This is a genomic window from Metabacillus herbersteinensis (assembly GCF_042433335.1).
In the GTDB taxonomy this organism is placed as follows: Bacteria; Bacillota; Bacilli; order Bacillales; family Bacillaceae; genus Metabacillus; species Metabacillus herbersteinensis.
This window is the reverse complement of sequence record NZ_JBHLVO010000040.1, coordinates 16,054-38,464: the sequence shown is the minus strand read 5'-3', so window position 1 is coordinate 38,464 and position 22,411 is coordinate 16,054. Positions and strand designations below refer to the sequence as shown.

Annotated in this window: 21 protein-coding genes and 1 pseudogene; 20 read left to right on the top strand and 2 right to left on the bottom strand. The window is 35.9% G+C overall.

Annotated elements, in window-relative coordinates:
* The first annotated feature begins 110 nt into the window (after positions 1–110).
* Positions 111–626 (top strand): group II intron maturase-specific domain-containing protein, encoded by a 516-nt coding sequence (locus ACFFIX_RS25290; protein WP_378939062.1) that lies wholly within the window; start codon positions 111–113, stop codon positions 624–626.
* Positions 627–1,025: 399 nt separating this feature from the next.
* On the opposite strand, the gene ACFFIX_RS25285 is transcribed toward ACFFIX_RS25290, so the two are convergent.
* A complete protein-coding gene (locus ACFFIX_RS25285) occupies positions 1,026–1,751 on the bottom strand; it encodes a MurR/RpiR family transcriptional regulator (RefSeq protein WP_378939060.1) in 726 nt (241 codons plus the stop codon).
* 336 nt (positions 1,752–2,087) lie between these two features.
* Here ACFFIX_RS25285 and ACFFIX_RS25280 point away from each other — a divergent pair, with 336 nt between their 5' ends.
* The 14 genes and pseudogenes from ACFFIX_RS25280 (at position 2,088) to ACFFIX_RS25215 (ending at position 14,882) form a co-directional block, all read left to right on the top strand.
* Positions 2,088–3,416: a 6-phospho-beta-glucosidase gene (locus ACFFIX_RS25280; RefSeq protein ID WP_378939058.1), complete on the top strand. Its 1,329-nt coding sequence runs from the start codon at positions 2,088–2,090 to the stop codon at positions 3,414–3,416.
* A 141-nt stretch (positions 3,417–3,557) separates the two neighbouring features.
* Positions 3,558–3,899: pseudogene (locus ACFFIX_RS25275) on the top strand (aminotransferase-like domain-containing protein); the annotation flags it as partial.
* 657 nt (positions 3,900–4,556) lie between these two features.
* Positions 4,557–5,774 (top strand): MFS transporter, encoded by a 1,218-nt coding sequence (locus tag ACFFIX_RS25270; protein ID WP_378939056.1) that lies wholly within the window; start codon positions 4,557–4,559, stop codon positions 5,772–5,774.
* Positions 5,775–5,985: 211 nt separating this feature from the next.
* A complete protein-coding gene (locus tag ACFFIX_RS25265; RefSeq protein WP_378939054.1) occupies positions 5,986–6,474 on the top strand; it encodes an NUDIX hydrolase in 489 nt (162 codons plus the stop codon).
* Between the two features lie 891 nt (positions 6,475–7,365).
* Positions 7,366–9,297, top strand: a complete 1,932-nt coding sequence (fbp, locus tag ACFFIX_RS25260) for a fructose-1,6-bisphosphatase (protein WP_378939052.1) — start codon at positions 7,366–7,368, stop codon at positions 9,295–9,297.
* A 217-nt stretch (positions 9,298–9,514) separates the two neighbouring features.
* Complete coding sequence (locus tag ACFFIX_RS25255) at positions 9,515–9,691, top strand: MgtC/SapB family protein (protein WP_378939050.1); 177 nt, start codon at positions 9,515–9,517, stop codon at positions 9,689–9,691.
* Positions 9,645–9,785, top strand: a complete 141-nt coding sequence (locus ACFFIX_RS25250; RefSeq protein WP_378939048.1) for an MgtC/SapB family protein — start codon at positions 9,645–9,647, stop codon at positions 9,783–9,785. The genes ACFFIX_RS25255 and ACFFIX_RS25250 overlap by 47 nt, the downstream gene beginning before the upstream one ends.
* 101 nt (positions 9,786–9,886) lie before the next feature.
* On the top strand, positions 9,887–10,093 hold the full coding sequence (locus tag ACFFIX_RS25245) for a hypothetical protein (protein ID WP_378939046.1): 207 nt from the start codon (positions 9,887–9,889) through the stop codon (positions 10,091–10,093).
* A 98-nt stretch (positions 10,094–10,191) separates the two neighbouring features.
* Positions 10,192–10,344 carry a DUF1540 domain-containing protein gene (locus ACFFIX_RS25240; RefSeq protein ID WP_378939044.1) on the top strand — a complete coding sequence of 51 codons (153 nt, stop codon included), beginning with the start codon at positions 10,192–10,194 and terminating at the stop codon, positions 10,342–10,344.
* Between the two features lie 279 nt (positions 10,345–10,623).
* On the top strand, positions 10,624–10,758 hold the full coding sequence (locus ACFFIX_RS25235) for a hypothetical protein (protein WP_378939042.1): 135 nt from the start codon (positions 10,624–10,626) through the stop codon (positions 10,756–10,758).
* 383 nt (positions 10,759–11,141) lie between these two features.
* Entirely contained in the window at positions 11,142–12,170 is a 1,029-nt protein-coding gene (locus ACFFIX_RS25230) for a Bug family tripartite tricarboxylate transporter substrate binding protein (protein ID WP_378939040.1), read from the top strand.
* A gap of 83 nt (positions 12,171–12,253) precedes the next feature.
* Complete coding sequence (locus ACFFIX_RS25225) at positions 12,254–12,715, top strand: tripartite tricarboxylate transporter TctB family protein (RefSeq protein ID WP_378939038.1); 462 nt, start codon at positions 12,254–12,256, stop codon at positions 12,713–12,715.
* 10 nt (positions 12,716–12,725) lie between these two features.
* Complete coding sequence (locus tag ACFFIX_RS25220; protein ID WP_378939036.1) at positions 12,726–14,249, top strand: tripartite tricarboxylate transporter permease; 1,524 nt, start codon at positions 12,726–12,728, stop codon at positions 14,247–14,249.
* A gap of 21 nt (positions 14,250–14,270) precedes the next feature.
* Complete coding sequence (locus tag ACFFIX_RS25215) at positions 14,271–14,882, top strand: RraA family protein (RefSeq protein ID WP_378939034.1); 612 nt, start codon at positions 14,271–14,273, stop codon at positions 14,880–14,882.
* 29 nt (positions 14,883–14,911) lie between these two features.
* Here the strand turns inward: ACFFIX_RS25215 and ACFFIX_RS25210 are convergent, their stop codons facing one another.
* Positions 14,912–15,772: a LysR family transcriptional regulator gene (locus ACFFIX_RS25210; RefSeq protein WP_378939032.1), complete on the bottom strand. Its 861-nt coding sequence runs from the start codon at positions 15,770–15,772 to the stop codon at positions 14,912–14,914.
* Positions 15,773–15,945: 173 nt separating this feature from the next.
* Between ACFFIX_RS25210 and acnA the strand changes: the two genes are divergently transcribed.
* The 5 genes from acnA to ACFFIX_RS25185 all read left to right on the top strand — a co-directional run bounded on the left by acnA (position 15,946) and on the right by ACFFIX_RS25185 (position 22,407).
* Positions 15,946–18,675: an aconitate hydratase AcnA gene (gene acnA / locus ACFFIX_RS25205; RefSeq protein WP_378939030.1), complete on the top strand. Its 2,730-nt coding sequence runs from the start codon at positions 15,946–15,948 to the stop codon at positions 18,673–18,675.
* A 983-nt stretch (positions 18,676–19,658) separates the two neighbouring features.
* Positions 19,659–20,558, top strand: coding sequence for a TolB family protein (locus ACFFIX_RS25200; protein ID WP_378939028.1), 900 nt, complete (start codon positions 19,659–19,661; stop codon positions 20,556–20,558).
* A 105-nt stretch (positions 20,559–20,663) separates the two neighbouring features.
* Positions 20,664–21,191 carry a DUF4269 domain-containing protein gene (locus ACFFIX_RS25195; RefSeq protein ID WP_378939026.1) on the top strand — a complete coding sequence of 176 codons (528 nt, stop codon included), beginning with the start codon at positions 20,664–20,666 and terminating at the stop codon, positions 21,189–21,191.
* 170 nt (positions 21,192–21,361) lie between these two features.
* Positions 21,362–21,757 (top strand): hypothetical protein, encoded by a 396-nt coding sequence (locus tag ACFFIX_RS25190; protein WP_378939024.1) that lies wholly within the window; start codon positions 21,362–21,364, stop codon positions 21,755–21,757.
* 200 nt (positions 21,758–21,957) lie between these two features.
* The gene (locus ACFFIX_RS25185; RefSeq protein ID WP_378939022.1) at positions 21,958–22,407 is read left to right on the top strand and encodes a hypothetical protein; all 450 of its coding nucleotides are present in this window, start codon (positions 21,958–21,960) and stop codon (positions 22,405–22,407) included.
* Positions 22,408–22,411: the final 4 nt, after the last annotated feature.

Genomic DNA, 22,411 nt, shown 5'->3' with positions numbered 1-22,411 from the left:
TTCACGTCCGGTTCTGAGAGAGACTACTGGGGAGGTTCCTGTGGTCTACTTGCCTTGTTTGTTGTTTTCAATATAAAAGTGAAGCTGAACAATTCTTTCAGTCATTAAAATTGAGATTAAAGAAATTTAACTTAGAGATAGCTGAGGATAAAACTAAAATTATTCCTTTCGGGCGGTTTGCGGAGAAAGATGCAAAGCGAAAGGGAAATAGTAAGCCTGCAACTTTTGATTTCCTAGGATTCACACATTATTGTGGGAAAAGCCGAGAAAGAAAATTTAGAGTGAAACGGAAAACAAGCAGGAAGAAAGTCCAAGGCAAACTAAAAGAATCCAAAGAATGGTTGAAGAAAAATAGAAATAAAGATATTCATATGATTATGGACAGATTTAGACGCTCGCTTATAGGTTATTACAATTATTATTGCATAACTGATAATACCCAAAATGTTAGCAACTTCAAAGACAAAATCGAGAACTTACTGTTTAAATGGCTCAATAGAAGAAGTCAAAGGAAATCCTTTACATGGGATAAATTCAGACTATTTCTTGATAAATATCCACTACCTTTACCAAGAATTAAAGTGAATATATATGATTTAAGAAAAGAGGTTAGCTACATTCTGTGAACGATGACTAGGAAGAGCCGTGTGCATTAATAGTGCAAGCACGGTTCTGTGAGGGGGGTGGAGTACAATTTACCGTGAGGTAGAAAGGCTCCCTTCTACTCGACTTCACAAGGAAAGTGCCTTTCTTTATGTAAAGGGCCAGATTATTGAACAAAACAGATAGAAATGATCAAACTTTTTTATAAATAGCGTCCTCATGAAATATATCATGATCTTGTTTTAATCAATCTTTTTTTCAAAACAGTCTCGTTTATATTTGGAAAATCAACGGTTTAAGACGTACTTTTGGTTAAAATTTTTATAATCCAACACATAAAAAATTGGGGTTTTATGTAATCCATAGTTGAAACTAACGCCACCCTTAATTCAACAAGAAAGTAATAACTCTTGGTCAATTTCTTATTTATTAAGTTTATATATTTCATGAGCTATCGATTCTAGAATATACATAACGGGGATTTGTGTAGTAATATTAGCATTTTCAAACCACTCCTCGGTCACGTAATATGGAATGTTTATATCAGAGATTTTTGCAATGGTTGAGTATTTATTGTTTGTAATACTAATAATATTACTTCCTTCTTGTTTAAGTTGATTAAGATGAGTGATTGTAAAATTACTTTCTCCTGAGACGGATAAAGCAATTGTTACGCTATTATGAAGAAATTCGGAATGAATTGGAAAGAAAGGGTCTTTAATATACATTGAAAATGTACCTAAGCTTGACAAATACCTTGCTCCATATTCGGCAAGAATACCTGAGCTTCCTATTCCAATAAAAATTACACTATCTGCTTTAGTAACTAAACTTGCAGCCTTCCTAATATTTTCTTCTATGTCTCCTTTTAACGTTCGCTCAAAAAATTCGGTTACCGAATGTTGGGAACTTTTTAAAATAGTCTTTTTATTTTCTCCTAAATGCATTTTAAGCATTACTTTAAATTCTGAAAAACCTTCACAATTTATTTTTCTGCAAAAACGTAAAATCGAAGCTGTTGATACGTGGGTTTCATCTGCCAGTTCACGGATTCGCATATAAGCAACTTTCTCACCATTTTGACAAATATAATTGTATAAGGAAGTTTCTAACTCATTTAATGAAGCAATTATATCGTGTGTAAACATTTATGTAGGATTCTCCTTCCATAAAAAATAAATACATTTTAACCCCTTTGTTAACTGTTAAACCTCCTCTATAGCTCAATCTTAACACATCTACTTCATAGGATACATGTTGTTACATTTGTGTAACAAATGACTTCTTGTGTTATTAAAAACTAGATGTTCCCGACTTATTTACTGTCTTACTCAATGCAGATACAATTCATTCATAAGTACTTTTACTTTCTTGATTAAAGAAGAAAGTTAAAAAGAGACCCTTTACATTAAAATTTTTGCAATAAGATTCTTCAAATCTTAACCAACTATTTAGCTGTTAAATTACCCGGAGGTGCATAGAGTATGACACAAGGTATTAAAATTGTAACGATTGGTGGGGGATCTAGTTATACCCCTGAATTAGTAGAAGGATTCATAAAACGATATAATGAATTACCGGTTAGAGAGTTATGGTTAGTGGATATTGAAGCAGGAAAAGAAAAATTAGAAATCGTTGGAAAACTTGCCAAAAGAATGATTGAAAAAGCAGGTCTTCCAATCGAGGTGCATCTAACACTAAATAGAAGAGCAGCTTTAAAAGATGCTGATTTTGTTACTACTCAATTTCGTGTAGGATTACTGGATGCTCGTGCTAAAGATGAAAGAATTCCTTTAAGCCACGGGGTATTAGGACAAGAAACAAATGGACCAGGTGGATTATTTAAGGGTTTGCGTACCATTCCAGTTATCTTGGATATTGTAAAAGACATGAAAGAACTATGTCCGGATGCTTGGTTAATCAACTTTACAAATCCTGCTGGCATGGTGACAGAAGCTGTTCTTCGTTACACTGACCATAAAAAAATCGTTGGTCTATGTAATGTTCCAATTGGAATTGAGATGGGAATTGCAAAGCTATTAGATGTTGACCATTCCCGTATTCGTATTGATTTCGCTGGTTTAAATCATATGGTATATGGATTAGATGTATATGTAGACGGAGTTAGTGTAAAAGATAAAGTAATTGATCTGTTATCGAATCCAGAGAACAGCAGCTTTGTAAAAAACGTAGAAGGACAAGGCTGGGAGCCAGAGTTTATTCGAGCATTAAATGTCATAACGTGCCCATATCACTTGTACTATTATAAGACAGATGAAATGCTACAAAAAGAGTTGAAAAACTTTAAAGAGGGTACAACAAGAGCTGAAGTAGTTAAGAAACTTGAAGAGGAACTATTCGAGCTATACAAAGATCCTAATTTAGCAATTAAACCACCTCAATTAGAGCAACGCGGTGGAGCGTATTACAGTGATGCAGCGGTTCGTCTAATTTCGTCTATCTATAACGATAAGCATGATATTCAGCCGGTTAACACAATTAACAATGGGGCTATTGCAAGTATTCCGTATGATTCTGCTGTTGAAGTAAGCTGTGTTATTACAAAAGAAGGTCCAAAGCCAATCATCAACGGAGATCTTCCAGTTGCAGTTCGAGGGCTTGTACAACAAATCAAATCATTTGAACGAGTGGGTGCTGAGGCCGCTGTAACAGGCAACTATGATACAGCTTTACTTGCAATGACAATTAATCCGCTTGTTCCTTCTGATAAAGTTGGTAAAGCTATCTTGGATGAAATGCTAGAAGTACATAAAGAGCATTTACCAAAGTTTTTCCAAAAAGTAGAAATGTAAAATGATTAATTGTTCTAGTGTTTATGGCACTAGAACATTTTTTATTGTAAATAACTTTTACCTTATTTAAAAGTTATCGGAAACTACCCTTTTCTCAAAGATTTTTTTAAACTTCCTCCAGGCCCAGTCTTCTCAAGATACCTTATCACAGAGCTTATCTTATCGGGGAAGGCTCATGAAATTGTTTCTCAAAAGAAACAGCTTGCACAGTCTGCAAATGATATTTATTCGGAATATTTCCCTTTAAAAAAGAATGTTGGACATCCTCTTAGTTTTTATCGTTGGCTTCCAATTGAAGGGCATAACGATGCGTTACAGTTGGAAGCGGATTTGAAAAGGCACGGTATTCGAGTTTTTCATTCTTATCGTTTTCTAAGCGGGCAGACCACCCCTGATAAGTATTTGCGTATTGCACTTTCTTCTACAAACTCATTAGATGAGTTAAAAATAGGATTAAAAATATTAAAACAGTATCTTAACTAATTCAAATCCTCCAAAGGTTCAATAACTAAGTATGGAAAAGGATTATTACCACTTTTGGAGTCAATAATATGGAGTGGTAGCGGACTCCTTTATTTAACTATGTCTTCACGAAGCCAAAATGATCTGAACTCATTTCATTTATCTGTAACTCCAAATACAAGGGTTATGAAATCCTGCGAATAAGTGAGCATTCGAGAGATATACGTATTGAACTGAGGGAGTTGAACAAGGGTGTTTTTTCAGGGGAACAGCATTATGTTAAATTACCAAATGGTGATCAATTCTATTCTGTTACAATCGCATATGTCTCAAAAGAAATAAAGGCGGGTTCTTAAAGCAGACGGTAAAGAAACCTACTGAAGCGATGTTTTTTGAATTACCAGTAGGGCTTAATCCTCTAATAAAAATCCTTATTAAACAATATTCAAAGAAATGATTAGAATTTTGGACTATATAATTCACGACATCCTCTATTTTCTTATCGGTACCAGTTTGACATATCACCATATGAAAAAATCCCTACGAACGTTGGTTTCGTATTGGGGATTTTGTTAGTTATTGAATTAGCTTTGTTTGCCACCTGTTAGCACATTAATTGTAATTATATTTAATATTCAGTAAAATTGTGATATTGAGTTTTATTTAAAGGGGGGTATTATGATTCGAGGTTCATGGAGAGCGTTAGTATGGATTGGATTATCTGAATTATGCGCATTAAGCTTGTGGTTTAGTGCATCAGTTATTGCACCCGAACTAATTGAAAGTTGGAACCTTAGCCACAATTCAGAAGCATGGCTGTCTTCTTCTGTTCCAATTGGATTTGTAATAGGGGCATTATTTAGTTCATCTTTTGGGATTGCGGACCGTTATAATCCTCGAACAGTTTTTGCAATTTCAGCGTTTCTCGGAGCAATATTGAATGGCTTACTAATACTAGTCGATCATGCTTTTTTCGGTATCCTACTTAGGATATTAACTGGAATAACTCTCGCTGGGGTATACCCGATAGCTGTAAAAATTTTATCACAATGGTTTCCAAAAAAACGTGGGCTTGCTATTGGTATCTTAATAGCTGCATTAACCCTAGGGTCATCTTTACCACATTTTGTTGTTATGTTTTTTTCTTCATTAAATTGGCATTTCGTAATTATTTGTAGCTCAGTATTGGCACTACTCGCAGCAATAGTTGTCAATTGGATTCTAGAAGATGCTCCAGAAACATCGGAAAAACTGCCTTTCTCTTTTAAATTAATAAAAAAAGTAGTAACGAATAAACCAGTAATGCTGGCAAACTACGGTTATTTCGGGCATATGTGGGAATTGTATGCGATGTGGACATGGCTTCCTGCTTTTTTGACAGCTAGTTTCACAAGACAATCACCAGGAATTTCTCATTGGTTCATTGCATTATCCTCATTTATTTCAATAGGAATTGCAGGGGGGATTGGTTGTGTATTAGGAGGATTAATCTCAGATAAAATCGGAAGGTCAAATTTAACGATCATTTCTATGTTTATCAGTACCATCTGCTCCATATTAATTGGTTTGACATTTGGTCAATTTATTTGGTTAACTCTAATCCTTTCTATCATTTGGGGGATGTCTGTCATATCAGATTCTGCACAATTTTCTGCCGCAGTTTCAGAAGTAGCAGAAGTTGAGTATGTAGGAACAGCCCTTACTTTTCAAATGTGCTTTGGTTTCCTAATCACTATATTTTCTATAAATCTAATCCCTATTATTCAGAGGTTTGTCGGTTGGGAATGGGTCTTTGCATTTTTAGCGATTGGACCGATTCTTGGTATTGTATCTATGGTCAAATATAAACGACATGAATTTAATAATGTCAATGGGATAATTGGTCATTTTAAATAAATTAAACATGTTGATCTTGGATGAAATCTATAAGTTTTTTGGAGTAGTTAAAAAAATATACGTACTCCGTTCTTCAACTAACGGGTAGCTTTACTTCAATAAGGAGTAGAGCTTTTTCTTATTCAAGTAACGGTGCAGAATAGTTAGGTAAGGAAAATAAATCCAAGTCCGGAAATTAGACTTAACTGAATTAATCTGAGGAGGTAACCAAGTGGAGAAAGATTTGAAATTCCATCGTGCCTTTGGGGTTTATGGACTTTACTTTCAAGATGGAAAACTTTTAGTGATAAATAAAAATGGAGGACCATATATCAATCGTTTTGACCTTCCAGGAGGAAGTTTAGAGGAATCTGAAAGTTTAACAGATGCAATGAAAAGAGAGTTTCTTGAAGAGACTGGTATTGAGATAGAAGTAGTAAAGAACTTAGGTGTTATCGACTTTATGTTACCGTGGGATTGGAAAGAGTTTAGCCACGTTCATCATATTGGGGTTTACTATTTAGTTAATAAAATCGGTGGACAACTTATAAATCCAAAACAATTTGATGGACAGGATTCACCTGGGGCTTTGTGGGTTTCAGAGAGTGAAGTAACGGTTAATAATGCCTCTCCATTGGTTCTTAAAGCATTTGAATGGTTGAAAAAAGGTGAATTAGGCTTAGATGTTGAGTGCTATGAACAGTGGGAAGTAAAAAAATGATGTTGTTGTACTAATGGGTACTTAAGCTTTTTAACGGAATAAGTCTTGGGGGGATTCCTAATAACTGCGCCTTGTTCTTACTAATGGACAGCTTAGATGAGCAAATAGTGCAGAGTTTGGTCGGAATGTCTGGTTAGATTGCAAAACTAAAGGGAGGATTTCTTAGTTGTGGAAGCACTATACCACGCTTCAAGGGACAACATACAATTGAAGGTCTTTGTAAATTGCTATCAATTATATAAGTTTTTAGAGGTTTACTATTTTTGGTGCACCTTTTTTGTTTATAATGTATAAAAGACGTTAACCTATAAGAGGGGATAGAAGTGGGAGAATTATATTTTACAGGGATTGAAGAAATAGCATCAAAAGAACGGCTAAATGAGTGGTATGGATATCAATTGAAAGAACAAAAACCATTGTATTATTTACTAGGGTCTGATTAAATGTTCATCATCAACCATTTTAATCAATGGCATTTCCAAACCAGATAAGTTGCAAATGGAACCGGAGAAAATTCTCTTTTAGCATTCCCTTTTCCTATTTACCATTTTTCATATGACCAATAGAATAGCAATAATTCTAATTATTTCATTTCTCTAACTCTACTTTTGAAAAAGTACTAGAATCTGATTGAATAGGTATATCAGATTTAACCATAGTTGTTGTAAGTTTTTCCTCTAAAAGTGTAGCTTCTTAATATTCTTAATAAAGTTAGAAATAAATGACCATCTAATATAATGAGAAATGATATCCTTTACAATTGCAAACAAAGACAATAAAAATATAATTATAGTTATAATTTCAATTTAAGTTTTCTTATATAATGTAAGTATTTAATCGCAATCTTTTAGATGTAAAATAATGATGAATTTTGAAAGGGGATACATAATTTTGAACAAAAAATACTTAGATTTACTGGCACAAAAATATGATTGTGAAGAAAAAGTGGTAACTGAAATTATTAATCTTGAAGCCATTCTTCATCTACCAAAGGGAACAGAACATTTTATCAGTGATTTACACGGGGAGTATCAAGCCTTTCAACATGTGTTAAGAAATGGTTCGGGGAGAGTAAAAGAGAAAATAAGAGACATTTTTAATGGTGTAATTTATGAAAAAGAAATTAATGAATTGGCGACATTAGTTTATTATCCTGAAGAAAAATTACAGATAATTAAAAATAATTTTGTTAATGAACAAGAATTAAACCAATGGTATAAAGAAATCATTGATCGTATGATTAAGCTCATTTCTTATGCCTCTTCCAAATATACACGCTCGAAGTTACGTAAAGCATTGCCTAATCAGTTTGCCTATATTATAGAAGAGCTACTATACAAAACAGATGAATCCGCTAATAAGGAACAGTATTACACAAAAATTGTTCAGCAAATTATTTCCCTAGGACAGGCTGATAAGCTTATTACAGGTCTTGCTTATAGCACCCAGAGATTGGTTGTTGATCATCTTCATGTAGTGGGAGATATTTATGATCGCGGACCGGAACCTGATAAAATTATGGATACGCTAATCAATTATCATTCCGTTGATATACAGTGGGGAAATCATGATGTACTATGGCTAGGTGCTTTTGCTGGTTCAAAGGTTTGTCTAGCTAATATTATTCGTATCTCTGCCAGGTACAACAATTTGGATATTATTGAAGATGTGTATGGAATAAATCTTAGACCACTTCTCAATCTTGCGGAGAAATACTATGAGGACAATCCAACCTTTAGACCAAAGAGACATTCAGATGGAAATTTATCTGATCTTGAACAATTACAAATTACGAAAATTCATCAAGCCATTGCCATGATTCAGTTCAAATTAGAAAGTCCTATCATAAAAAGACGCCCGAACTTTAATATGTCAGAAAGGCTTTTGCTTGAGAAAATTGATTATGACAAAAATGAAATAACGATACATGGGAAAACGTACCCACTAGAGAATAGCTGCTTTGCAACGGTTAATCCGGAACAACCTGATCAACTATTAGAGGAAGAAGAGCAAGTGATGGACAAACTGTTATTTTCTGTCCAGCATTCGGAAAAGTTGGCTAGACATATGAATTTTCTTATGAAAAAAGGCAGTCTTTATTTAAAATATAACGGAAACTTATTAATACACGGCTGTATTCCTTTAGATGAAGAAGGAAAAATGGAAAAAATGGTCATTGAAAATAAAACCTATGCTGGTCGTGATTTACTTGATATTTTTGAACGTTATTTACGACATGCTTTTGCACATCCTGAAAAGACAGATGATCTTGCGACAGATATGGTCTGGTATTTATGGACAGGAGAATATTCATCACTCTTTGGGAAAAGAGCAATGACAACCTTTGAAAGGTATTTCATTAAGGATAAGATAACCCATAAAGAGAAAAAGAACCCATATTACCATTTACGTGAAAATGAAGAGACATGCCGCAAAATCCTAACAGAATTTGATCTTAATTCTGATCAAGGTCATATCATAAATGGCCATACACCAGTTAAAGAAATTGACGGAGAAAATCCAATTAAGGCTAATGGAATGATGATTGTCGTTGATGGAGGCTTTTCCAAAGCTTATCAATCAACAACAGGTATTGCTGGATACACTTTATTATATAATTCCTATGGTATGCAACTTGTCGCCCATAAACATTTTAATTCAAAAGAAGATGTTCTACTAAATGGAACAGATGTTTTATCAGTAAAAAGATTGGTGGATAAAGAACTAGAGAGAAAAAAGGTTCTAGAAACGAATGTTGGAGAGGAAGTATTACAGGAAGTCTCTATTTTGAAAAGTCTGATGGAATATCGCTATATGAATTAAGAGCACTCATTACAATTTCATAGATTATATCTTATATAATAATAATTATGGAATCCTAAATATTAAAATATTTCATTATTTTTTAAAAGGGGAATGAGATTATGAATGAGATATTTCAACATGTTATTGGAAATGACACTCTATTAAAACTGAGCTTTGCTACTATATCGGATTAGTAATAGGTTTAGAAAGGGAATTAAAAAGAAAACCTTTAGGATTGAAAACTTGTTTAATCGTATCGGATACAGCTTGTTTATTGACAATTGTGTCCTATGAATCCGCACTTTTGTATGCAAAAGAATATTCTCGTCCTATGGACCCTGGAAGGATACCGTCATATGTAATAAGTGGAATTGGGTTTTCTAGGAGCAGGAGTAATTTTAAGAAGAAGTAATGATGCTATATCTGGCTTGACTACTGCTTCATTAGTATTAGCTTCGGCAGGTATTGGAATAACTATAGGTGTGGGGTTTTATAAGCCCTTTTAGGAATTATTTTCATGATATTAGGTGTGAGAATTATTCCCGATATATTTGAATGGATAGGACCCAAAAAGTTGAAAGATAAAGAAATAAGCGTGAAATTGTATATGGAAAAAAACGCAGATTTAACAAATCTATTAAAGGACATGAAAAGTAAAAAACTAGGAATAAAACGAGTTAAAGTTAAAGAAGAAACCAATGATATTGTTCTTAGTTGCATAGTAACAGCTACAATTCTTCCAATTCCTGCTCGTTTCTTACCTTTTCGTGATGCTGTACGTCTATACAGTGCACCGAGAAAGTATAATTTGTAGATCTATACTTTAGTCAGTAAGAATAAGGCCAAACTAAAGTAAAAAAGTATCAACCACCGCAAATTTGTTAATCATAACAAAAGAGGAGGTGGGATACTATGGCTCAAGATGTTCTTTGTGAAGTCAATAACTGTACGTATTGGGGTTCAGGAAACAAATGCAATGCAGATTCTATTTACGTAGTCAGTCATAAGGGCAAAAAAGCATCCAATAGTGAAGAAACGGATTGCAAAACATTTGTATCAGCTTAAATTTCTGAGGGTAACCATTATTTTGGTTGCCCTTTATTATTTATAGTATTGATAATAACTATCATTTTCATTCAAGTTTATTGAATTAATTTTATTCTTATTTCTTCTTTGAAAAAGAAAGGCGAGGTGGGAATATTCAAAATTAGAATATCTAAACATGAAATATCACTATTTCTTATTGATTGAAATCATCAGTTACACTTTAAGTAAGGAACACAACTCGTTAAGTGTTTGATTATTATGAAAGCGTTCTCTTTACTATGTGGGAGGAGACTTGTTGTGAGATTAGCTTATGTGTACGGCATACCTGATACAAAAGCTGAACTGTATGGATTGCGAGGGAAGGAGGAAGATGAAAGCTTAGGGGCAACGTATCTAAAGAATATCCTAACCAGTCGAAAGGTGGATACGTAATCTTTTGAAGAGGTGATTGATCACGCAACGAAACACAACATTCAAATTGCTTTCGAACCACAAAATCGTTCAAATCATCAGATGTTAAAGCAATCTTAGATGTTTACTACATTTGTGATTCGAAAAGGAGTAATTAGTGAAAATTTTCTCATTTCTCGCTAACAACTTGTCCATGTACACCTGTCAGGTGAGAGTAGAAAATGCCCGGGAAAGGGAAATATTGATTTTAAAGAAGTTCTTGACGCACTAAACGATATAGTATATGAATTGTACTTATCCTTTGAATTTAGGCACACAGAGAATTACAAAAATGATATGGAAATTACAGCTTTTTTTTATAAAAAATTTACAGATTATTCAGGAAAATGACAAGGGGGATTTTGGTGAAAAAGTTAATGTTTGTTATTCTCACTGTAATTTTATCTTTAGGAATGTCCGCATGTGGCAAAAAAGATGCACAACCTGTTGCAGCCGATGGGGAAAGTGCAACGAATAGTGGATACCCGGATAAAGCCATCACGTTTTCAGTTCCTTCCGGTGCAGGCGGAGGCCTTGATACAACTGGGAGAGCCTTGAGCAATCTTTTTGCTACTGAAGGGATTGTAGACAGCACGATTACCGTTGAAAATAATCCGGGCGGAGGTCAGGTGGTTGGTACTGTCGATTTTGCGAATAAAGAAAAAGGAAATGATTACAAACTACTTATAGCATCTACACCATTTGTCTTGAATCACATCAAAAAAGAGGGGAACAGCCCGGTATCTTTCCGTGATATCACGCCAATTGCCCGCCTCGTGAAAGAATATGATGTGTTGGCCGTACCTGTTGATTCAGAATATCAGGATATGGAATCGCTCATGTCAGCATTAAAAGCAGATCCGACTTCCGTTTCTTTTGCTGGAGGATCAGGTCCAGGATCATTTGATCATTTGAATGTTATTTATCCGTCTATGAAGGCAGGTGTTGATGTAAAAGGATTGAAATATATTTCTTATGATGGCGGCGGTGAAGCATTAACTGCACTTCTAGGTAAGAACGCGGATGTTATCAGTTCAGATGTGTCTTCAGTTTATGAATACGTGAAAGCAGGAAAAGTGAAGATTATCGGTATCTCCTCTCCGGAACGTCTAGAGGGTGATTATGCTGATATTCCAACATACAAGGAACAGGGCATTGATGCTGAATTAACGAACTGGCGTGGTATTTATGGTCCGGAAGATATGTCAGACGAAGCAAAAGTGTATTGGGAAGAAAAAGTGGCAGAGCTTGTAGCAACAGAAGCTTGGGCTGCTGAAATTGCAAAACGAGGCTGGCAGGATGGATATATGGCTTCAGAAGAGTTCATTAAACTAATGGAAAAGGATGAAGATATGTACACAGAAATTTATAAAGATTTAGGTATGGCAAAGTAAACATTACTAAAGAAGATGAGAAGCGGCAGCTGAGATTCTCCTGTTAGGCTGCCGCTTTTTAATAAGACAGGGAGAGGAAAAGAATGAGCAAATTATTTGACCGGTATACAGGAATTTTATTCTTTGCGGTAGGTTTAATGTTTGTAATCGAAAGTTTGAAACTTTCTCAGAGTGCTTACGGCAGTGTAATTGGCCCGAATATTTTTCCGATGTCTTTAGGTAGTGTGTTGATTTTATTAAGTACCCGCCTTGTTTATGAAACGTTCCGATATGTGGATGTGAATAAAAACAGCGCAAAGTTGGATTACAAACGACTTGTGATTATTTTGGTGGCTGCCATTCTATATGCTGCCCTTCTAGAAACTTTAGGTTATGTCATTACAACGTTCCTATTCCTACTAGTTGGATTTCAAACAATGGAAAAGGGACGATTGTGGGTTTCGTTTCTAATTGCCGGCTGTTTTTCCATAGGCGTTTATTATTTATTTGTTGTTATATTGCAAGGAACACTTCCAGCATTCCCATCATGGATGAGCTTTTCTTAGGAGGTTTTATATGGATACGCTTGACTATCTACTACAAGGTTTTGCTACTGCGCTTCAGTGGCATAATCTCCTGTTCGCCTTTTTTGGGGTACTGATCGGGACAGCTGTTGGCGTTCTGCCTGGTATCGGCCCCATGAGTGGAATTGCTCTTTTAATGCCAATTACCGCTTCCATCACTGGTGGACTGCCCCCTGAAGCAGCAGCGACAAGCTCTATTATTCTTCTCGCTGGTGTTTATTACGGTGCTATGTATGGTGGTTCCACCACATCTATTCTCTTAAATACGCCAGGTGAGTCTTCCTCAGTTGTTACTACATTGGACGGACACCAAATGGCAAAGAATGGACGAGCTGGGATCGCACTAGCCATTTGTGCGATTGGATCATTTGCCGCTGGAATTGTTGCTTTAATTGGTCTTATTCTACTAGCGAACCCGCTAGCAAGCATTGCATTGAAGTTCGGTCCAGCTGAGTATACTTCATTAATGTTGCTCGGATTGCTGGCTGTAAGTGGCCTTGGGGGAAAGTCGATCACCAAAGCCTTAATGATGACGGTTTGTGGCTTATTACTTGCTACGATTGGGATTGATAACGTATCTGGAGTTACCCGATTTACCTACGATATCCCTGTACTTTATTCAGGCCTGGAATTTTTAACAATTGCAGTAGGGCTTTTTGCGTTAGGAGAAGTATTTAAAGCGATTTTAGAAAGGGAAAGCAACAGTGGCGAAATTGCTAAGATTGATCGAATCCTTCCGACAAAACAAGATTTAAAAGACAGTGCAATGCCTATTGTACGAGGCTCAGTCTTTGGATTTTTCATTGGGGTTCTTCCAGGTGCAGGTGCTACTCTTGCTTCTTTTTTCTCTTACATCATGGAGAAAAAGTTAAGCAAAAATCCAGAGAAATTTGGTACTGGAGCGATTCAAGGTGTAGCTGCTCCAGAAGCAGCTAATAATGCTGCGGCAGGTGGTGCGATTGTTCCATTGTTGACATTGGGAATACCTGGATCAGGATCAACGGCTATTTTAATGAGTGCGTTCATTATGTTTAATATTACACCAGGTCCACTTTTGTTTGAAGAGCATCCAGATGTTGCATGGGGTTTAATTGCGAGTATGTTTGTTGGTAACGCTATTTTATTGATTCTAAACCTACCGATGGTAAAAGTTTTCGCCAAGGTAGTAGAAACACCTACGAAATATTTGATTCCGTTGATTGTTGGATTCTCTTTCTTTGGAGTATACGCTGTACAGTTTTCTGTTTTTGATTTAATGCTGTTAATCGGATGTGGGGTAGCAGGATATTTCTTATCACGAAATGACTTTCCGATTGCCCCGCTCGTACTGGGATTAGTGCTTGGTCCAATGATCGAAAATAACTTACGAAGAGCTTTAACGTTATCCAACGGTGATATTATGATTTTCTTTGAGAAGCCAATATCACTCGCTTTTATTATTGTGGGTATGTTATGGATCCTAACACCGATCTTCCTTAAATTAAGAGGGAAAAAAATAATTATTAATGAAGAATGATAAATGAAGGAGAGAACTAGAATGAGTATAATAGAACAATTTCAAGAGATTCCAACCACATGTATTTCAGACGCACTAAAGGGGCTTAATAATCTATCATCTGCGATTAAACCGCTGAAAGAAGAATATAGAGTTGCGGGGCGCGCATTTACCGTGAAAATGCCGGTTGGTGATAATCTGGTTGTGCTAAAGGCCATTAGGGAAGCGCGTCCAGGCGATGTTCTTGTTATTGATGCAAAAGGAGATACGTATCGCGCTATTGCGGGAGATTTTATTCTCGGTATGGCCCAAACACTCGGCATTAAAGGAATCATTGTCGACGGGGTCATCCGGGATGTCGTTGGAATAAAAGAATTAAATTATCCGGTCTTTTGTAAAGGTACAACGATAGCAGCGAGTGGTAAGGCTGGAGAAGGAGAGGTCAACGTACATATTTCCTGTGGTGGTGCAACAATTCATCCTGGAGATATTGTAGTAGGAGACGCGGATGGAGTTGTCGTCATTCCACAATCGATGGAAGAAGAAGTATTGAAGCTATCTTTAGAAAAAGTAGATAAAGATATTAAAAGAGTACAAAAAGTCTCAGGTAATAAGGAAGAAATTTTAGCCTATCTAGACCACTTTTTATCCTAATTAGGCAGGCCAGTACCCTGGCCTGTCTATTACTCGGACAAATTTTTTATAAAATCAACGAATGCTCTTACGACGTTTAACTCTTCTGTATCTTTATGATGAAGCATCCATGTTTTTTGTGTGATGGCCATCCCTTCTTTCGTTTTGAGTGGGATTTTATAAATTTTTTCCACATCGTTAAAAAACAAAGAAGGAAGGATGGCATACCCTAACCCGTTTAAGACCATTTCTTTGCATGTGTCGCCTCGGTCAACTGAGATGCCAATTATTGGAGGTTGCGAGTATCGTTCTGCCCACCAGTTATCGGTCAAATGTTTATAGAGATGATCCGTATGGTAATCAATTTTTGGTAAATTAGGGAGGTCCTCAAGTGCTATTTGGTTATAAGAGAAAACACATAATTCTTCTTCAAACAGCAGTTCTTTTTGGTCTGGCCAATTATATTCTCCTCTAATAAAGCCAATATGAACGTCCTGATTATAGGCAAGTTGATATATTTGTTTGCTATAACCGGTTTCTATTTGAAATTCAACATCTGGATATTGCTCTTTAAAGGACTTTAGCCAGCCGGGAAGTTTATATTTACTGATAAAGTTTGAAACACCTAGTCGCAATGTACCGGCAACAAAGTGATTAAAATTATCGATGTCTTCTCTTATTTCACGGAATGTGTTCAGTAATTCCTCTGCACGTTTAGCTAAGTACTCTCCTTCTGGTGTAAATTGAACGCCCTTAACACCCCTGTTCACAATTTTTACACCAAATTCTGTTTCAATTTGTTTTAAGCGTTTTGTGAGTGTGGGCTGTGCAATAAAAAGGCTTTGTCCAGCTTTTGTTATGCTTTTTTCATTAAATAGCGTATGTATTACCAACCAGTCGCGATCATCCATCCTAATCACCCTTTTCTACTAAACATATCACAACAACAAGGTTTCCTGAAGATAAGATATGGCAATCGTTCATGTTCAGCTATGAAATATTGCTATTTTTAAGATTAAGAACAATCAAATATGATAAATGCAGATTAACTTTTCATTTAATAGGATAAGAGGGGAGAAAAAATATGGATACAAAAGGATATATCGAGCCAAAAATTTTAAAAATAAATGAAAAAGAATATACGTATTATCCGTTACAGAGTTTACAGAAAGGTAAGTTTAGCCATATATCAAGACTTCCGTATTCTATAAAGGTACTTCTTGAAGCAGCGATTCGTACATTTGACGGAGAATCAATTACAGAAGATCACATACGGAAATTAGCCGACTGGACGTTAAATAGGAATATAAATGAGGAAGTACCTTTCAAACCAGCACGTATTCTATTACACGATACTACTGGACTACCGGCGATTGTGGACTTAGCTGCTATGCGCGAAACAATGAATCGGGCCAGGGGGGATGTGTCGAAAATAAATCCACTAATTCCTGTAGATCTTGTTGTCGATCATTCTGTTACAGTAGACTACTTCGGCAGACCGGATGCCATGGAACTGAATGAAAAGGTCAATATGGAACGTAACATGGAGCGATTTCGTTTTCTTCGATGGGCGCAGAATACATTCAATAACTTAGAAGTGATTCCGCCTGCAACTGGTATCATGCATCAAATTAATATGGAGTATTTATCAACGGTAGCAGCAACAAAAGAGGAAAATGGAAAAACCATTGTATACCCTGATTCTCTGGTCGGTACAGATTCTCATACGACAATGATAAATGGACTTGGTATCGTAGCTTGGGGTGTAGGAGGGATTGAGGCAGAGGCAGCCATGTTGGGACAGCCTTTGTATTTTGTGACGCCAGAAGTGGTGGGCTTCCGACTGACAGGTGCGATTCAAGAAGGAGTGACCTCAACGGATCTTGCTTTAACAATCACGAACATTCTCCGTGAAAAGGGTGTAGTAGGTAAGTTTGTGGAGTTCTTCGGTGAAGGCGTTAGTTCCATGAGTGTCGCAGACCGAGCGACTGTGGCAAATATGGCGCCTGAGTATGGTGCGACAATGGGCTTTTTTCCGGTAGATAAGCAAACTATAAACTATTTACGTTTGATTGGTCGTAACGATGAGCAGATTAGCCTTATTGAAACGTATTACAGATTACAAGGTATGTTTATGGAGGAAAATAACCAAGAACCAGATTATCCGGAAGTTATTGATCTGGATTTGAACACGGTCGTCCCATCCCTTGCAGGCCCTAAGCGCCCACAGGATCGTATTGATTTGACTGAAATGAAACAAAAATATAATGAAATTATCCGAAAACCAGTAGCAGAAGGTGGTTATGGACTATCTGAGGAAGCAATCAAAAAAGAAGTTCATATTGAGGACGAAAATGGGAAAACAAGTGTCATTAAGAATGGCTCTGTTGTATTGGCGGCGATTACCAGCTGTACCAATACATCCAATCCAACTGTGTTGATGATGGCGGGACTTCTTGCGAAAAATGCCGTAGAAAAAGGGTTGACAAAACCGGATTTTGTCAAAAGTTCGTTAACCCCGGGATCACGGGTCGTGACGGATTATCTAAGTGAGTCTGGGCTGATGCCGTATCTCGAAAAGCTAGGCTTTCACATTGCGGGGTACGGGTGCGCAACTTGTATTGGCAACTCTGGACCTCTTCCCTTTGAAGTGAGTGAGGCCATTACACAGCAGGATTTAACCGTAGCCGGTGTCCTTTCGGGAAATCGTAATTTTGAAGGGCGGGTTCACCCTCAAATTAAAGCGAATTATTTGGCTTCCCCGCCGCTCGTTATTGCATATGCATTAGCAGGTAAGGTTGATATTAATTTTTCAACAGAGCCAATTGGTTTTGATTCACTCAAACAACCTGTTTATTTACGTGACATTTGGCCATCTTCTCAAGAAACCCAAAAATGGCTTGGAGATACTCTTCGGCCAGAGCTATTCAGAAGCCGTTATCAAAATGTACATGATGCCAATGAAAAGTGGAACCAAATTGATACTCCTGAAGGACAGCTGTTTGAATGGGATGAAACATCTACTTACGTACAGGAACCACCATTCCTTAAAGATTTATCTGAGCAACCGGCTAATATTGTTGACTTTAAAAATGTTCGTACTCTCGCCCTTCTTGGCCATTCCGTCACAACTGATCATCTCTCACCATCTGGGGCTATTCCTGCTGAAAGCATAGCAGGCATTCATTTGAGAAACCAGGGAGTAGAACGAAAGGATCTCAATTCATATCCTTCGAGGCGGGGGAATCATGACGTTATGATTCGTGGAGCATTGGCCAACCATAGGATTCGTAATCACATGGTTCCAGGTTCGGAGGGAGGCGTCACAAAATACTTGCCAAGCGGTGATGTGATGTCAATGTACAGAGCATCATTAGAATACAAAAAAGATGGTACTCCTCTTTTCATTATTGCCGGAAAAGAATATGGTACAGGAAGTTCACGAGATTGGGCAGCAAAAGGCACACTATTACTTGGTGTGAAAGCAGTTATAGCAGAAAGCTTTGAACGTATTCATCGCAGCAATCTGGTTGGGATGGGGGTTCTCCCACTACAATTTGTTAATGGTGAAAGCGCACAGTCCTTCAGAATTGAGGGTACTGAGACATTCCAAACAATCGGTTTATCCAATAAAGTTCATCCAGGACAAATGATCAAAATCAAGGCTGTTCGTGAAAGCGGGGAATCCTTTGAAATTGATGTGATGGTCCGACTTGATAATGTCATAGATATCGAGTATTACCGCCATGGAGGCATTATGCAAAAAGTAATCAGACAGTTAATGAGTAAATCCTCAATATCAAAAACGAAATGAGGAGATTTGTATTGGTAGTTTAACCATCACGATAAATTAATCCACATGGGAAAACACTATTCGAAAATGAATTCCTCATGATAGATGATGCGAAATGATTGCCAACGACTTAAGTAGCAGCAAATATGCAGGGCTGACGTGAAAGAGAGCTGGCAAGTTTAAAAAGTGAAATAGTATACATTTTGCACTACAAAAAGTCACTTTTAAATTCAATTTGAAAGTGACTTTTTATATGTCTGGAAGAAAGATTTCACAAGGTTGGGTTTTTCTTGTTCTATGGGAATAAAGTTCTTTACTTAGGAAAAAAGATGTTTACTTTGTAAAAAAGTTCTTTACTGAACATACTGTTGATCTTCAGCAATCGGGCCAGATTGTGGAGCAACTCCTTTAAAGAAAATTAGATCTATATGTTAAATTTTAAAGGAGATTGTGAAATTGTGTACTTAAAGTAACGGGGCAGATTAGTTAAATAAGGAAAAACGTCTTTGTAACTGTTACAATGATTTTTAGACTGGGATTTTCGTGGAGGAAGCTATGATAAATAAATTTGAAACTAGATATTTTTATATTAAAAGTCCAAACGATGAAAAATTTATTAGATGGAATACAGTCAAGGGACATCTTAAAGAAGAATCTTAGGTGATTACGATATAATTTCCGACTTAATGGCTATGGATGTTCGAGATAAGTTCGGTGAAGAATATGGTGTTTGGGAAATTACTAAAGAAGATTTTGATGGCAAAAAAAAGCCCGAAATTGAATAGGATTACACTAATCTTGTTTCACTAACTGGTGCATTACTAAAAAGGACAATTCTATTTTTATACACTAACAAGAGAATAGATAAAAATAATCTGAAATTTCTTTGGTTATCCAAGAGAGGGTGCTTAAGTTTGGAGTTGAAAAAAACGAGGAAATCTTTCTTATATATAGGTAGCTGTTTCAGTGTGATAATTATTGTTTTATTTATTATGTTTACTTTAATGAATGAAAAACAAAGATACGGATTATCCAATTCAGTTAGTATTTCTCCAAATGATGATCGTATCGTGTTTTCATATTTCCAAAAGGATATTGCCTCAATCTATTCCGCTAAAGTGGATGGCACAAACGTAAAGCGTCTTACTTTCCCTAATGAAGAATCGCATATGAATCCTATATATTCACCAGATGGATCTAAAATCTTATTTTTACTATATCCTAAAAAGCACTTTAGCTATATTTGTCTAATGGATGCAGATGGAACTAATATTCGACCGATTAAGAATATAAAACAGAATGAAATAATAGAAGGTATTTTTTCTCCTGACGGGCAAACGATTTATTTTATTATGGGAAACCGTATTTTCGAAGACAGGATGGTTGATTTAGATATTTATTCCATTGGAGTAGATGGTACAAATTTCACTCGTTTATCAAATATAGACAGCTTTCAAATGTCTGACCTTTCTATAACTTCGGATGGAAAAAGATTATTGTTCTATTCCTTTCATCAAGATAAAGAACAATTTTATTTTCTAAATCTTGATTCCAAAAGGATCCAAGCTTTTAATCCCGAAGGAAATTTCGATGAACAAATTTTCTCTAATCCAAAGATTTCCCCTGATAATAAATGGCTTGCTTTTTCGGCTGTACCAGGGAATTGGAAAAGAGGAAATTTTGAATATGAGTTGTTTGTGATGGATTTTCAAAACCGTAAATCCAGACAGTTGACACACTTAAAGTCAAGCGTAGAAGAACCCTCTTTTTTCCATACAGAACAAAAAATATTATTTATACATGATCAAAATTGGACCAAAAGCCCAGCAAAATATGAAATAATGGAAATTAATTTGAACGGATCAGGATTAAGAAAAATCGAGTTGGATTTATCCGAATTTTAAGGAACTTGAGATTAAAAGAAGAATTTTATTCAACTAACGGGCGCGTTTATTTAACTAGTAGACGTCCTTTTATAGTATATATCTTCGGGTTAGGATGGTGTAGCGTTGATTGATTTATTTGAAAGGATGAAAACAGGCAATAAAAAGCAACAAGACGCTTATACAGCAATCATGGAACTGGATATTTTTAATGAGTTGAGTACCTACAACCCTGTTCTATGTGGAACTCTGCCCATCGGTATAGACATCGTGGGTTCAGACCTAGACATCATTATGGAAGTACAAGAGTTAGATCATTTCGAAGAACTTCTTCAAACTTTATACAATAATAAAGACGACTTTACAATCAAAAGAACAACTATAAAAGGAAAAGAAGTCGTTAAAGCGAATTTTGTCTTTAAAGATTTTGAGTTTGAGTTGTTTGGCCAAGCCCAACCTGTACATAAGCAAAATGCGTATCTCCATATGATTATTGAACATGAACTGTTGCAAAAAGTTCCTAATCTTAAACAGCAAGCATACAAGACAGAACCAGCGTTTTGTAAGCTTTTTGACATTACTGGAGATCCTTATGTAGGTCTCATCCGATTTGGAGTTGAAAAAGGAATTATAACAGACGAAATTTTAAAATAGCTTATTCAACAAAAGGGCGCTATTCTTTAATAAGGATAACGTCCGTTTTGTATTTTGGGCTATAAAGACAAAGATTGTTGTAAGGTTGATTGGATATTTATGTAAAAGTATAAAGAGATTGTGAAAAAATGTACTTAAGCTAAAGTGGCAGGTTAGTTGAAGAACATTGGATGTATAATACTATTATGAATGCGTCAGCGAGAAAGGGTAATACGATGAATATAAAGGATTTTGCCGAATACACGATTGAATTATTTTCGTCTCTTGTTTTAAGTGATATAGAAGAATTTATTGTAAATGGAAAAGCAACTAAAAACCACGAAATGCTTCTTGAATGGTTAGAATGGTTGGAATCAAATAGAGATGATTTTACAGATGAGACATTCAATTTGGTTATTTCTCAATTTCAGATTGATATAGGTGCAATGCCTATTTGGTTCGCGGATAAAAACTACCAAGACAAAGTTCTCGAATGTTTTAAAGACTATTTCGGTGAAAATAAGTATTTTTACGATATGTTTAAGACTTTGTATGAAACTGGTTTAATAGAGGATGGGCTTCGTTAACTAATGGTGAAGCTATCTGATATAGGAGCCGTCATTGGGGATTAATGTGTCTTGTTTTAGTTCTATACGGAATTATGGTCTTCCTTGTTCAACTAAGGTGGCAGTTTAGTTCAATAAGGGAGGTTGCTGCGGCAACCTTTTTGTTATGCAACTAAAGGGGCAGGAGTTTATTAAATGGTGTATAGAAAGGAAAATCAATTATGACTCAATACATTTATCTTGCTTCACCTATGAGATTACCTAAAGGTTCCTTTGGTTCAAAACCCGTGTCTCCTAAAAAACCGAATGTCTTTAAAAATGAATTAGATTTCACTCATATATATTTTGAAAATAATTACGATAGCAAATTAAAACGAAGATTTTCATACAGTCCCCACTTCTCTTTCAATCACCAAGTAGCAGCTTACTCTAATCACATCCCTTTAAAATATGAATTAAAAGGAACAGCGGAAGAAGAAAAGTGTTTAACAATACTATATTTTTATCTAGAAGAAGCCATTCAAGCTAGTGGCGTCGTAGAGTATTTTACTTGTTTGAATAGTAAAGAAGAGCTGGCAATATCAAAAAAACGAAACATTCGCTGGAAAGAAATAAAAAAACCTTATGACCTGGTGTTGGAAGATCTGGAGTTTTGGGAGATAAGACTTTAGGTAT

Excerpts from the sequence above, each read along its gene's own strand:
- ACFFIX_RS25190 (WP_378939024.1), top strand. The coding sequence starts at position 21,362 with ATGTATAATACTATTATGAATGCGTCAGCGAGAAAGGGTAATACGATG.
- ACFFIX_RS25240 (WP_378939044.1), top strand. The coding sequence starts at position 10,192 with ATGGCTCAAGATGTTCTTTGTGAAGTCAATAACTGTACGTATTGGGGT.
- ACFFIX_RS25285 (WP_378939060.1), bottom strand. The coding sequence starts at position 1,751 with ATGTTTACACACGATATAATTGCTTCATTAAATGAGTTAGAAACTTCC.
- ACFFIX_RS25200 (WP_378939028.1), top strand. The coding sequence starts at position 19,659 with ATGAATGAAAAACAAAGATACGGATTATCCAATTCAGTTAGTATTTCT.
- ACFFIX_RS25215 (WP_378939034.1), top strand. The coding sequence starts at position 14,271 with ATGAGTATAATAGAACAATTTCAAGAGATTCCAACCACATGTATTTCA.
- ACFFIX_RS25245 (WP_378939046.1), top strand. The coding sequence starts at position 9,887 with ATGGAAAAAAACGCAGATTTAACAAATCTATTAAAGGACATGAAAAGT.
- ACFFIX_RS25210 (WP_378939032.1), bottom strand. The coding sequence starts at position 15,772 with ATGGATGATCGCGACTGGTTGGTAATACATACGCTATTTAATGAAAAA.
- ACFFIX_RS25185 (WP_378939022.1), top strand. The coding sequence starts at position 21,958 with ATGACTCAATACATTTATCTTGCTTCACCTATGAGATTACCTAAAGGT.
- ACFFIX_RS25280 (WP_378939058.1), top strand. The coding sequence starts at position 2,088 with ATGACACAAGGTATTAAAATTGTAACGATTGGTGGGGGATCTAGTTAT.
- ACFFIX_RS25270 (WP_378939056.1), top strand. The coding sequence starts at position 4,557 with ATGATTCGAGGTTCATGGAGAGCGTTAGTATGGATTGGATTATCTGAA.
- acnA (WP_378939030.1), top strand. The coding sequence starts at position 15,946 with ATGGATACAAAAGGATATATCGAGCCAAAAATTTTAAAAATAAATGAA.
- ACFFIX_RS25220 (WP_378939036.1), top strand. The coding sequence starts at position 12,726 with ATGGATACGCTTGACTATCTACTACAAGGTTTTGCTACTGCGCTTCAG.
- ACFFIX_RS25225 (WP_378939038.1), top strand. The coding sequence starts at position 12,254 with ATGAGCAAATTATTTGACCGGTATACAGGAATTTTATTCTTTGCGGTA.